This is a genomic window from Burkholderia catarinensis, from assembly GCF_001883705.2.
Classification (GTDB): Bacteria; Pseudomonadota; Gammaproteobacteria; order Burkholderiales; family Burkholderiaceae; genus Burkholderia; species Burkholderia catarinensis.
This window is the reverse complement of sequence record NZ_MDEQ02000025.1, coordinates 93,624-107,670: the sequence shown is the minus strand read 5'-3', so window position 1 is coordinate 107,670 and position 14,047 is coordinate 93,624. Positions and strand designations below refer to the sequence as shown.

Here is a 14,047-nt window from a genome sequence, read left to right as displayed (position 1 = left end):
TCTCGTGGATCTGCTGGCAGCGCGCCCCGCATTGTTCGCAGTACATCACCTTGCTGACCGGCTTCAGATACAGCGACAGCGTGTGGCTTTCTCCTTCCGGCCATTCCACCCGCTCTAACCGATAGCCGGTCCAGCAACCCAGCGCTTGAAGTGCCTTGCGATCGAGCAATTCTTCCTCCTGACCTCCTAAAGTCAGGCGTCAGATTACGCAATCGCCCTCAAACCCTCCACGGTTTCCTGCGAAGAACCGAAAAAAAGCCCCGCCTGCATCCGCGCGGCGGGGCCAACCCATGTCAGTAGAGACATCATGGAGGAGACGGGCCCATCTTATCGACCGCGGCGCACCGTCCCAACCAAGCATTTCTGCTATCGATCCGCGCGGCCGCGCACACGATTGCCCCTGCCGCACGGCATATCGATAGAACGAAAAGTCGTTTTCAGAGTGGCCACCGGGTCGTTACCATCTGGGTTTTAAGCCTGTGCTTAGCCGGGCAAGCCATCCCCAAGGAGCGCCCCTTGACTGCATTCGATCAACACCGCCGCCCGTTCGTCGTCGGCATCGGCGGCACCACCCGAGCCGCGTCGTCGACCGAACGCGCGCTGTCGTTCGCGCTGCGCGGCGCGCAAGCCGCCGGCGCGCGCACGCGCCTGTTCGACGGCCCGTTCCTGCATACGCTGCCGCACTACGCCCCCGAACACAAAACGCTGACCGACGCGCAGCGCGAACTGATCGACGCCGTGCGCCAGGCCGACGCGATCATCATCGCGACACCCGGCTATCACGGCGGCGTCTCCGGTCTCGTGAAGAACGCGCTCGACACGCTCGAGGAACTGCGCGCGGACGATCGCCCCTATCTCGACGGGCGCGCGGTCGGCCTGATCGTCACTGCCTACGGCTGGCAGGCGGCCGGCACCGTGCTGACGTCGCTGCGTTCGATCGTCCATGCGCTGCGCGGCTGGCCGACGCCGTTCGGCGCGACCGTCAACACGCTCGAAACCCGTTTCGAAAGCGCCGACAGCTGCTCGGATCCGAAGGTCGTCGCGCAGCTCGAAACGGTCGGCGCCCAAGCGGCCGAGTTCGCGCTCGCGTTCGCCTCGCATCGCGCGGCCTCGCATGCGGCATCGGTCGACGCGCTCGCGCCCGTGCTGAAGATCGCCAACCAGTAATCCCCCGCATTCCGCCGCCCGCGCCCGGCCGACGAGGTTCGCCGCGCGCGGGCGGTGCGTCTTCGGACACGCATCGGTATGCCGCGTGCCGACGCTCATCCCCGAATGCCGTTTCCCCTGCGTACCGCCCCGATAACGATCAGGCCCGCCGCGTGATTTGCATTGGCCGAAAGATTGGTTCACGCCGCCGGCGGGTTTTCGTACGCTGAAAGTCCGAACTTTCTCCGCGCAACGCCATGACCCGTACGATCCGCTACAAGGGCTATGAAGTCGCCCCCGCTGCCGCCCGGTTGCCGAACGGGCTGTTCGCCGCCAACCTGACGATCGAGAAGGCGAGCAGCGGCCCGTCGCCGCGCTCCGTTTCGTTCGACGCGATCGATTTCTTCTTCGAGGAAGAGCACGCGCTCGCCTACGCATCACGCTGGGGCCGCCTCTGGGTCGACACGAACGCGTGACGCACGCGTGGCCGGCACGCACATGGCCGCTCGAAAATACGCGTTTACGGAAGCTATGCAAGAATCTTTCGGCCCGTAATCGCATAACAACAGCCATGAGTGACACGCTGCATGAAGAGCACGCAGCCGCGGATCACGCAATGCGCAACTGGACCTTCGAGAGGCGAGGTCCGGTCCGGATCGGTTCCGATGCGCACAAGCAGATGTTCTGCCGCATGCTGCTCGACACACACAACCCATACAAGCCGGCCGTGATCGACTGGCCGGCGCTCCAGCCCGCCGAACTCAGGCGGCTCACGTCGCTGCCGATCTGGGACATCGCGGTGCAAACCGAAGGCCGCGCATCGATCCGCGTTGCAACGTATGCGGCGACGATCGACGATCCGCTGCTGCGCCGCGCGCTCGAGATGGACGGCGGCGAGGAAGCCCGCCACAAGGTCGTGCTGTCGAAGCTCGTCGAGGCATACGGCATCCGGCTCGCGCCGGAGCCGCCCTACCCGGCGCCGAAGGATCCCGAGTGGTCATGGATGATGACGGGCTTCAGCGAATGCATCGACAGCTTCTTCGCGTTCGGCCTGTTCCGCTCCGCGCAGCGCTCCGGCTATTTCCCGCCCGACCTCGTCGACACCTTCGAGCCCGTGATCCAGGAAGAAGGCCGCCACATCCTGTTCTTCGCGAACTGGTACGCGTGGTACTGGCGCACGATGCCGTGGTGGCGCCGGCCGTGGTTCTTCGCGCGCGTCGCGGCCGTGTGGGTGCACCTGGTCCGCGACCGTATCGGCATCGCGCGCGGCATCGATGCCGACGGCGCCGCGCGTGACGCGAACTTCCCGGCAACCGGCACCGCCGACATCGGCGATGCGCTGAACCCGCGCGAGCTGATCGAACTGTGTCTCGTGGAGAACGACCGGCGGATGGCAGGCTACGACAAGCGCCTGCTGCGCCCGATGTTCGTGCCGCGGATGGCGCGGTTCGCGCTGCGGTTTCTCAAGAAGTAAGGTCGAGGGGCGCGGCCGCAGGTCGGGCGGGCCGGTACGCCTTCGCGGCCGGCGCCGTATGTCCGCGCAACGCGGGTCGAACGTCGCCACGGCGGCCGGTTCGATCCGGAACGCTTGCGTCGCACTCCGGACGAATCGGCGCCCCCCTCCCGCTCGAAGCCGGCTCTTCGCAAGCGGTGAGCGACCGCTTCGGCTCACATCCGCAGATCGGATGTGGCGCGGCCGATACATCTACTCTGCCCCTTTTTCTCGGACGCTTCGCCACGCTCTCGGCGTGGCGGACAAATTGCCGCAGCTGGAATCTGGCGTTTCAGGCGCGTCGCTCCCAGCGCTGACCCGCGGTCTTTGACAACCCTGTCGATGCCAGGCGGGAGCCGCTGCGAGGCCGCCTCCGTCGGCTGTCCGGCACGCCTCCAATTCCGCCCCGATACCGATGTCGCCAATATCGTCAATAGGACAAATCCGATAGTTGAGCGCCAAGAACCAATCTGTCGCTTTGTAGCATTTTTTTACAAATTCCACGAGCCAGCCGACCCGAAGTGCCCGTCACACGGGCAACCGCGCCGGACGAGATGCGCAAACCAGCATAGTCCGATATCGGATATTTCTGATTAAATTGATTTTCAGATAATCAAATAAAATCAAAGCAAATCCACCAACAAATCCACCATTAACAAATGAACAAGATGATAAAGGTATTATCAATTCGCGCGCCATCAAACATTACAAACAAGAAAGAATTACCGCCCGCGCAAACGTTTGCTATTTCATTCGTCTTACTTTTTCACCAAATCGTTGTGTAACCCACCGCACAAAACGACAGCAAGTCATTGATTTACATGAAAAATAAATCGTTCTCACCAGGAAGCTCAAACCCTACACGGAACATTCTTACACCTTTCAAAGTCATTCTTAGCCAATATGTCAAAACGCGACGCGTTGACCATCTTTTAACTTTTAAAACCACCCATTTATCACTCTTTATCAATCTCAAAAAACCACCTCCAATAAACTCCGCCCATCAATTTTAAGATTAGCGCGAGCGCACGGAGTATTCCTCTAACAAAAGAGACCGGTGTGTGGCGTGCACATTTGGAGGTAGCAGGACATGAACCGCACATACCGCTCGATCTGGAACGAAGCGCTTGGGGCCTGGGTCGCGGCATCGGAACACGATACGGCACGGGGCAAGCCGAACAAGTCGGCCGTCGTGGTCGCCGCAGCCGCCGCCCTGGCGATCGGCCTGCCCGGGTTCGCCGAGGCCAATACGCTCAACACACAGCAGACCTGCTTTACGGGCAGCAACAGCGCGGTCGGCCGCGTGAACCCGGGCGGCACGCAAAACCAGGCCGGCGACGGCTCCGGTACGTATTCGGTCGTGGCCGGGTGTAACTCCAACGGCAACGGCTGGACCGGTGTCTCGGTATATGGCTCATTCGCACAGGCGACCGGCAACGGCGCCGTCGCCACTGGCATGCAGTCGTCGGCGGCCCTGTGGGGCGTCGCGGCCGGCCTCGAAACCACCGCCAGCGGCACCGGTGCAACCGCCCTCGGCTTCGGCTCGACGGCGAGCGCGCTGAACTCGGTCGCGATCGGCGGCGCGGGCGGCAACGGCACGACGCCGCTCTCGCAGGCAAACTCGACGCTCGCGTCGGGCGCGGGCTCGATCGCAATCGGCAGCAACGCAACGAAGGGCGCGCAGTCGGCCGCCTCGGACGGCATCGCGATCGGCGGACAGTCGTCCGTCGCATCGACCGCCACGTCGGGTATCGCACTCGGCCGCGGCGCGACCGTCAATGGGGCGTATGGCATCGCACAAGGTGACGGCGTGATCTCCGGCGCGACGGGCCAGAACGTCGCAATCGGCTCGTCCGGCACGACCGCCAACAGCGGTACCGCGAACGGCGGCGCCGTGGCAATCGGTCGCTCGCAGACGGCCAGCGGCGACGGCGCGGTCGCCCTCGGCACCAGCAACTCGGCAAGCGGCACGGGCGCGGTCACGCTCGGCAACGGCAACTCGGCGAACGGCACCGGCGCGGTTGCGTTGGGCAGTGCCAACAGTGTGACGGGTGCGGGTTCGGTCGGTATCGGCAGCAGCGCCACGGCGGCTTATGCGGGTTCGACCGCGATCGGTGCTTCCGCATATGCGGGCGGGGCTTCGGCGCCTGCCTCCGCTTACGGGAGCGGAAGTTCCGCGACGGCGAACTATGCGACCGCGATCGGTGTCAATGCCAGCGCCACGGGTAGCGGCAGCGTTGCGCTTGGCGTAGCGACGGCGAGTGCGCTCCAGAGTGTCGCAATCGGCCAGCAATCCATGGCTTCTCAAACCGGAAACATTTCGATCGGGTCGTTTGCGACGGCCAGCGGCAACGGCAATGCGGTCGCCATGGGCTATCAATCGACCGCTTCGGCCGGCAACGCATTGGCGCTCGGCTACCTGTCGACGGCCAACGTGGCAAACTCCGTTGCCCTTGGAAACAACTCGGCTACGAGTGGTACGGCGACTCCGGCGACCGGCGGCACCGGTACGGTCAGCAGCACCACGATCGGTGGCCAGACGTTCGGCACCTATGCCGGTGCGAGCGGTTCCGCCGGCGTCGTCAGCGTCGGTACAGCAGGCAACGAGCGCCGTATCCAGAACGTCGCGGCCGGCCTCGTCAGCGGAACCAGTACCGACGCGATCAACGGCAGCCAGCTCTACTCGGTCGCAAGCACGACGACGTCGAGCATCACGAGCCTGTCGACTTCCACGTCGACCGGTCTCTCGTCGGCCAACAGCTCGATCACTTCGCTGTCGACCTCCGCCTCGACCGGGATCAACTCGTTGTCCACTGGCCTGAGCTCGACCAATAGTTCGGTGACGTCGCTGTCGACTTCCACGTCGACCGGTCTTTCGTCGGCTAACAGCTCGATCACCTCGCTGTCCACTTCGACCTCGACCGGTATTAACTCGTTGTCTACCGGCCTTAGCTCGACCAACAGCTCGGTGACGTCGCTGTCGACTTCCACGTCGACCGGCCTCTCGTCAGCCAACAGCTCGATCACCTCGCTGTCGACCTCGGCCTCGACCGGCATCAACTCGTTGTCTACCGGCCTGAGCTCGACCAACAGCTCAGTGACTTCGCTCTCGACTTCCACGTCGACCGGCCTGTCCTCGGCCAACAGCTCGATCACCTCGTTGTCGACTTCGACCTCGACCGGCATCAACTCGTTGTCTACCGGCCTGAGCTCGACCAACAGTTCGGTGACGTCACTCTCGACCTCCACGTCGACCGGTCTTTCGTCGGCCAACAGCTCGATCACTTCGCTGTCGACCTCGACCTCGACCGGCATCAACTCGTTGTCCACCGGTCTGAGCTCGACCAATAGCTCGGTTACCTCGCTCTCGACTTCCACGTCGACCGGTCTGTCCTCGGCAAACAGCTCGATCACCTCGCTGTCCACTTCGACCTCGACCGGCCTGTCGTCGGCTAATAGCTCGATCACGTCCCTGTCCACTTCGACCTCGACCGGCATCAACTCGTTGTCCACCGGCCTGAGCTCGACCAATAGTTCGGTGACTTCGCTGTCGACTTCCTCGTCGACCGGCCTCTCGTCAGCCAACAGCTCGATCACCTCGCTGTCCACGTCGACCTCGACCGGCATCAACTCGTTGTCCACCGGCCTGAGCTCGACCAATAGTTCGGTGACTTCGCTGTCGACCTCCACCTCGACCGGTCTTTCGTCGGCCAACAGCTCGATCACTTCGCTGTCGACCTCGGCCTCGACCGGCCTCTCGTCAGCTACCAGCTCGATCGGCTCGCTGTCGACCGGCCTGAGCACGGTCACGGTCAAGACGAACAACCTCGGTAGCAGCACGGCATCGGCGCTCGGTGGCGGCTCGACGTACGATCCGACGACGGGCAATGTCTCGGCGCCGGCGTACACCACGTACAACTCGAACGGCACGACGTCGACCGCCAATAGCGTCGGCTCGGCAATCGACAGCATCAACAGCCAGGGCATCAAGTACTTCCACGCGAACTCGACCGGTGCAGACAGCACTGCAACCGGCACCGACGCCGTCGCCATCGGCAGCGGCGCCGTCGCCGGCACGAACAATTCCGTCGCGCTCGGCGCCGGCTCACAGACTGCCGCGGCCGTTCCCACGAGCAGCGCGACCGTCAACGGCGTCACGTTCGGCGGATTCCAAGGCACCTCGCCGGTCGGCACCGTTAGCGTCGGCAGCGCCGGCAAAGAACGACAAATCACCAACGTCGCCGCCGGCCAGGTAACGGCGACCAGTACCGACGCGATCAACGGCAGCCAGCTCTATTCGGTCGCCCAACAGGTTGGTACCGCGACCAGCGCTATCTCGTCGCTGTCCACGTCGACGTCGACGGGTCTGTCCTCGGCAAACAGCTCGATCACGTCGCTGTCGACCTCGACTTCGACGGGCCTGTCCTCGGCCAACAGTTCGATCACGTCGCTGTCCACGTCGACCTCGACGGGTCTCTCGTCGGCCAACAGCTCGATCACCTCGCTGTCCACTTCGACCTCGACTGGTCTTTCGTCGGCTAACAGCTCCATCACCTCGCTGTCCACCTCGACCTCGACGGGCCTGTCGTCGGCAAACAGCTCGATCACGTCGCTGTCGACCTCGACTTCGACGGGCCTGTCCTCGGCAAACAGCTCGATCACGTCGCTGTCCACTTCGACCTCGACCGGCATCAACTCGCTGTCCACTGGCCTGAGCAGCACGAACAGCTCGGTGACTTCGCTGTCGACCTCCACGTCGACCGGCCTCTCGTCGGCAAACAGCTCGATCACGTCGCTGTCCACTTCGACCTCGACGGGTCTGTCGTCGGCAAATAGCTCGATCACCTCGCTGTCCACCTCGACCTCGACGGGTATCAACTCGCTGTCCACTGGCCTGAGCAGCACGAACAGCTCGGTGACTTCGCTGTCGACCTCCACGTCGACGGGTCTCTCGTCGGCCAACAGCTCCATCACCTCGCTGTCCACTTCGACTTCGACCGGTATCAACTCGCTGTCCACGGGCCTGAGCAGCACGAACAGCTCGGTGACTTCGCTGTCGACCTCCACGTCGACCGGCCTCTCGTCGGCGAACAGTTCGATCACTTCGTTGTCCACGTCGACTTCGACTGGCTTGTCTTCGGCCAACAGCTCGATCACGTCGCTGTCCACCTCGACTTCGACCGGTATCAACTCGCTGTCCACCGGCCTGAGCAGCACGAACAGCTCGGTGACCTCGCTGTCCACCTCGACATCGACCGGCCTGTCTTCGGCCAACAGCTCGATCACGTCGCTGTCCACCTCGACTTCGACCGGTATCAACTCGCTGTCCACCGGCCTGAGCTCGACCAATAGCTCGGTGACTTCGCTCTCGACTTCCACGTCGACTGGTCTCTCGTCGGCCAACAGCTCGATCACCTCGCTGTCCACGTCGACTTCGACCGGCATCAACTCGCTGTCCACTGGCCTCAGCAGCACGAACAGCTCGGTGACTTCGCTGTCGACCTCCACGTCGACCGGTCTCTCGTCGGCAAACAGCTCGATCACGTCGCTGTCCACTTCGACCTCGACCGGCATCAACTCGTTGTCCACGGGCCTGAGCAGCACGAACAGCTCGGTGACTTCGCTGTCGACTTCCACGTCGACCGGCCTGTCGTCAGCCAACAGCTCGATCACCTCGTTGTCCACTTCGACTTCGACCGGTATCAACTCGCTGTCCACGGGCCTCAGCTCGACCGATAGTTCGGTGACGTCGCTGTCGACCTCCACGTCGACCGGTATCTCGTCGGCTAACAGCTCGATCACGTCGTTGTCCACCTCGACTTCGACCGGCATCAACTCGTTGTCCACGGGCCTCAGCTCGACCAATAGCTCGGTGACTTCACTGTCGACCTCCACGTCCACCGGCCTGTCGTCGGCCAACAGCTCGATCACCTCGCTGTCCACTTCGACTTCGACGGGTATCAACTCGCTGTCCACTGGCCTCAGCTCGACCAATAGCTCGGTGACCTCGCTGTCGACCTCCACGTCGACCGGCCTCTCGTCGGCTAATAGCTCGATCACCTCGCTGTCGACCTCGACCTCGACCGGCATCAACTCGTTGTCCACTGGCCTCAGCTCGACCGATAGCTCAGTGACGTCGCTGTCGACTTCCACGTCGACTGGTCTCTCGTCAGCCAACAGCTCGATCGCGTCGCTGTCCACTTCGACTTCGACGGGTATCAACTCGCTGTCCACTGGCCTCAGCTCGACCGATAGCTCAGTGACTTCGCTGTCGACTTCCACGTCGACTGGTCTCTCGTCAGCCAACAGCTCGATCACGTCGCTGTCCACTTCGACTTCGACGGGTATCAACTCGCTGTCCACTGGCCTGAGCAGCACGAACAGCTCGGTGACTTCGCTGTCGACTTCCACGTCGACCGGTCTCTCGTCGGCTAACAGCTCGATCACGTCGTTGTCCACTTCGACCTCGACCGGCATCAACTCGTTGTCCACTGGCCTCAGCTCGACCGATAGCTCAGTGACGTCGCTGTCGACTTCCACGTCCACCGGCCTGTCGTCGGCCAACAGCTCGATCACCTCGCTGTCCACGTCGACTTCGACGGGTATCAACTCGCTGTCCACGGGCCTGAGCAGCACGAACAGCTCGGTGACTTCGCTGTCGACTTCCACGTCGACCGGTCTCTCGTCGGCTAACAGCTCGATCACGTCGTTGTCCACTTCGACTTCGACCGGCATCAACTCGTTGTCCACGGGCCTCAGCTCGACCGATAGCTCGGTGACTTCACTGTCGACCTCCACGTCCACCGGCCTGTCGTCGGCCAACAGCTCAATCACCTCGCTGTCCACGTCGACTTCGACGGGTATCAACTCGCTGTCCACGGGCCTGAGCAGCACGAACAGCTCGGTGACTTCGCTGTCGACTTCCACGTCGACCGGCCTGTCGTCGGCCAACAGCTCGATCACTTCGTTGTCCACTTCGACTTCGACCGGTATCAACTCGCTGTCCACGGGCCTGAGCAGCACGAACAGCTCGGTGACTTCGCTGTCGACCTCCACGTCGACCGGCCTGTCGTCGGCGAACAGTTCGATCACTTCGCTGTCCACCTCGACATCGACCGGCTTGTCTTCGGCCAACAGCTCGATCACTTCGTTGTCCACTTCGACTTCGACGGGTATCAACTCGCTGTCCACCGGCCTCAGCTCAACCGATAGCTCGGTGACGTCGCTGTCGACCTCCACGTCGACCGGCCTCTCGTCGGCTAACAGCTCGATCACGTCGCTGTCCACCTCGACCTCGACCGGCATCAACTCGCTGTCCACGGGCCTCAGCTCGACCAACAGCTCGGTGACTTCTCTGTCGACCTCCACGTCGACCGGCCTGTCGTCGGCCAACAGCTCGATCACGTCGTTGTCCACCGGCCTCAGCTCGACCGATAGCACGGTCACTTCGCTGTCGACTTCCACGTCGACCGGCCTGTCGTCGGCGAATAGCTCGATCACCTCGCTGTCCACTTCGACTTCGACGGGTATCAACTCGTTGTCCACGGGCCTGAGCAGCACGAATAGCTCGGTGACTTCGCTCTCGACTTCCACGTCGACCGGCCTGTCGTCGGCCAACAGCTCGATCACCTCGCTGTCCACTTCGACCTCGACCGGCATCAACTCGTTGTCCACCGGCCTCAGCTCGACCGATAGCTCGGTGACTTCGCTGTCGACCTCCACGTCGACCGGCCTCTCGTCGGCGAATAGCTCGATCACGTCGCTGTCCACTTCGACTTCGACGGGTATCAACTCGCTGTCCACGGGCCTCAGCTCGACCAACAGCTCGGTGACTTCGCTGTCGACTTCCACGTCGACCGGCCTGTCGTCGGCCAACAGCTCGATCACGTCGTTGTCTACGTCGACTTCGACGGGTATCAACTCGTTGTCCACCGGCCTCAGCTCGACCGATAGCACGGTGACTTCGCTGTCGACCTCCACGTCGACTGGTCTCTCGTCGGCTAACAGCTCGATCACGTCGCTGTCCACTTCGACTTCGACGGGTATCAACTCGCTGTCCACGGGCCTCAGCTCGACCAACAGCTCGGTGACTTCGCTGTCGACCTCCACGTCGACGGGCCTCTCGTCGGCCAACAGCTCGATCACGTCGCTGTCCACCTCGACTTCGACCGGCATCAACTCGCTGTCCACTGGCCTGAGCTCGACCAATAGCTCGGTGACTTCGCTGTCGACCTCCACGTCGACCGGCCTGTCGTCGGCGAATAGCTCGATCACGTCGTTGTCCACCTCGACCTCGACCGGCATCAACTCGCTGTCCACCGGCCTCAGCTCGACCGATAGCACGGTCACTTCGCTGTCGACTTCCACGTCGACCGGCCTGTCGTCGGCCAACAGCTCGATCACCTCGCTGTCCACTTCGACTTCGACAGGTATCAACTCGCTGTCCACGGGCCTCAGCTCGACCAACAGCACGGTGACTTCGCTGTCGACCTCCACGTCGACTGGTCTCTCGTCGGCTAATAGCTCGATCACGTCGCTGTCGACCTCGACCTCGACCGGCCTGTCCTCGGCCAACAGCTCGATCACGTCGTTGTCCACGTCGACTTCGACCGGCATCGGCTCACTGTCCACCGGCCTGAGCAGCACGAACAGCACGATCGTGTCGCTCTCCACGTCGACCTCGACCGGCATCGGCTCGCTGTCCACCGGCCTGAGCAGCACGAACAGCTCGGTGACGTCGCTGTCCACGTCGACCTCGACCGCGATCCAGGCCGCGAAGACGCACTACTACAGCGTCAACGACAACGGCGTGCAGCAAAGCAACTACGCCAACGACGGCGCAACGGGCACCAACGCCCTCGCGTCCGGCGTGAACGCCAGCGCGGCAGGCGCCAGCAGCGTCGCGGTCGGCGACGGCTCGAACGCGCAGTCGGCGGGTGCAGTCGCGATCGGCCAGAACGCGTCGGCAACGGGCGGCAAGGCCGTGTCGATCGGCTCCGGCAACACCGCGTCCGGCGACGGCGCGGTCGCGATCGGCGACCCGAGCATCGCGACGGGCACCGGCGCGGTGGCGATGGGTGCGAACGACACGGCGACCGGCAACGGCGCAGTGGCACTCGGCAACGCGAACACGGCAAACGGCGCGAGCGCGCTCGCCCTCGGCAGCTCGAACCAGGCCACCGCGGACAACACGATCGCGCTGGGCAACCAGGCCACGGCAAGCGCCACCGGCGCACAGGCCTACGGCTCGGCGGCCAAGGCCACGGCAGCCGACGCACTCGCCTTCGGCACGAACGCTCAGGCCAACGTCGCCAACTCGATCGCGCTCGGTGCGAACTCGGTCACGAGTGCCGCGAACCCGACGTCGAGCGCCACGATCGGCGGCGCTACGTACCTCTTCGCGGGCAGCTCGCCGGTCGGCGTGGTGAGCGTCGGCGCACCGGGCCAGGAACGCCAGATCACGAACGTCGCCGCCGGCCGGATCTCGGCCTCGAGCACGGACGCGATCAACGGCAGCCAGCTCAACGCGACGAACAACGCGGTCAACGCGCTGTCGACGTCCACCGCGTCGAACGTCGCGTCGCTGTCGACCGGCATCAACTCGCTGTCGACCGGCCTGAGCAGCACGAACAGCAACGTGGCCTCGCTGTCCACGTCGACCTCGACCGCGGTCAACTCGCTGTCGACGGGCCTGAGCACGACGAACAGCAACGTCAACTCGCTGTCGACGTCGACCTCGACCGGCATCGGTTCGCTGTCCACCGGCCTGAGCACGACGAACAGCAACGTGGCCTCGCTGTCGACCGGCGTGAACAACATCAGCAACACGCTGAACCAGCTGTCGACGACGATCAACAACAACCAGGCGCGTGCGGTGAACAACAACGGCATCGCCGCCGACATGAACGGCACGGGCAACGATCACCCGACCGTCACCGCCGGCTCGAACTCGGTGGCGATCGGCTCGAATTCGACGGACGGCGGCCGTTCGAACGTGGTGTCGGTCGGCAGCGACACGCAGCAGCGCCAGATCGTGAACGTCGCGCCGGGTACGCAAGGCACCGACGCGGTGAACGTGAACCAGCTGACGCAGGTGCAGACGACGCTGTCGACGGCACTGTCGGGCCAGCAGGCGCAGATCAACTCGCTGGGTTCGCAACTGCAGCAGACCGACCAGATGGCGAAGCAGGGTATCGCGGCCGTCGGCGCGATGGCGTCGATCCCGCAGCTCGATCGCGACGCCAACTTCGGGATGGGTGTGGGCACGTCGACCTTCCTCGGCCAGAAGGCGATGGCGGTCAACATGCAGGCCCGGATCACCGAGAACCTGAAGGCGTCGATCAACGGCGGCTTCAGCGGCGGTCAGAAGGTGATCGGCGCCGGCATGCTGTACCAGTGGAAGTAACGCGTCGCGCCGCCAGGCCGCCCGGCTCGCCAGCCGGACGGCCCGCACCGGCCCCGACGGCAGGACGAGCCCGCCGCGCAACCCGCGGCGGGCCTCGGTCAACCCAAGCTTTGAGGACGTCACCGTGAACAAACTCGCTCTTGCGCTCGCGCTTTCCGCAATGGCCCTCGCCGCGTGCTCGACCGCATCCGGCCCGACCTACAGTGCCTCCGAACTGCAGCCGCGCGACGGCGTGCGCACGTTCCAGGTGGACTGCCACGGCCTGCTGTCGGGCCCGCAGACCTGCATGAAGGCCGCCCGCAAGATCTGCGGCGACGAGCCCGTGCGCACCGTCGACTCGGCCCGCGCGCTGCGCGACAAATCCGATCCCGCGACGCTCGTGTTCCAGTGCGGCGCGGCGCCGGCGGAACCGGCATCGGCCGCCGCGCCGGCGTCTGCCACCGTCGAACATGTGAACCTCTCGGGCGACGCGCTGTTCGCGACCGACCACGCGACGCTCGCGCCGACCGCGCGCGAATCGCTCGACCGGCTACTGAGCGAGCGCGCGGACCATACGTACTCGCAGGTCACGATCATCGGCTTTACGGATTCGGTCGGCAGCGACGACTACAACCTCGCGCTGTCGAAGCGCCGCGCCGAATCGGTCGCCGACTATCTGAAGACGCACGGGCTGAAGGCCGGCTCGATGACGGTCACGGGCCGCGGCAAGGCCGATCCGGTCGCGTCCAACGCGACGCCGGAAGGCCGCGCCAGCAACCGCCGCGTCGAAATCACGCTGCAGCACTGAGCGGGCGGCCGTCGCGCACGCGACGGCCCCGCTCCGGCAGGCCGCCGGCGCCGCGCCGGAGTTCCGCCGGACAACCCGGGCGCCGCTTCGCCGGCGCTCCGCGCCCGTTGGCCGGCGGCTATGTCAAAGTTCGTCATGCCCCTCCACAAATCGGCGATTTCCATGCCACAATCGCCGCAGACAGTCGCCGGGGCAGCCCGCCCGAATCGCGCGCCGT

General features: G+C 64.2%; 5 protein-coding genes and 1 pseudogene. 5 read left to right on the top strand and 1 reads right to left on the bottom strand.

Going from position 1 to position 14,047, the window contains the following annotated elements; translation table 11 throughout:
• Nucleotides 1–169 (bottom strand): annotated as a pseudogene (locus BFF94_RS30260) (ISL3 family transposase); the annotation flags it as partial.
• A gap of 347 nt (nt 170–516) precedes the next feature.
• Here BFF94_RS30260 and BFF94_RS30255 point away from each other — a divergent pair.
• The 5 genes from BFF94_RS30255 to BFF94_RS30235 all read left to right on the top strand — a co-directional run bounded on the left by BFF94_RS30255 (nt 517) and on the right by BFF94_RS30235 (nt 13,830).
• Nucleotides 517–1,167: an NADPH-dependent FMN reductase gene (locus BFF94_RS30255; RefSeq protein ID WP_219140163.1), complete on the top strand. Its 651-nt coding sequence runs from the start codon at nt 517–519 to the stop codon at nt 1,165–1,167.
• A 236-nt stretch (nt 1,168–1,403) separates the two neighbouring features.
• Nucleotides 1,404–1,622 (top strand): transcriptional regulator, encoded by a 219-nt coding sequence (locus BFF94_RS30250; protein WP_128843138.1) that lies wholly within the window; start codon nt 1,404–1,406, stop codon nt 1,620–1,622.
• A gap of 95 nt (nt 1,623–1,717) precedes the next feature.
• Nucleotides 1,718–2,620, top strand: a complete 903-nt coding sequence (locus BFF94_RS30245; protein ID WP_219140162.1) for a ferritin-like domain-containing protein — start codon at nt 1,718–1,720, stop codon at nt 2,618–2,620.
• Nucleotides 2,621–3,728: 1,108 nt separating this feature from the next.
• Nucleotides 3,729–13,043, top strand: coding sequence for an ESPR-type extended signal peptide-containing protein (locus BFF94_RS30240; RefSeq protein WP_219140164.1), 9,315 nt, complete (start codon nt 3,729–3,731; stop codon nt 13,041–13,043).
• Between the two features lie 124 nt (nt 13,044–13,167).
• Complete coding sequence (locus tag BFF94_RS30235; protein ID WP_128843139.1) at nt 13,168–13,830, top strand: OmpA family protein; 663 nt, start codon at nt 13,168–13,170, stop codon at nt 13,828–13,830.
• Nucleotides 13,831–14,047: the final 217 nt, after the last annotated feature.

Coding starts and splice junctions, on each gene's coding strand:
- BFF94_RS30240 (WP_219140164.1), top strand. CDS start 3,729: ATGAACCGCACATACCGCTCGATCTGGAACGAAGCGCTTGGGGCCTGG.
- BFF94_RS30245 (WP_219140162.1), top strand. CDS start 1,718: ATGAGTGACACGCTGCATGAAGAGCACGCAGCCGCGGATCACGCAATG.
- BFF94_RS30250 (WP_128843138.1), top strand. CDS start 1,404: ATGACCCGTACGATCCGCTACAAGGGCTATGAAGTCGCCCCCGCTGCC.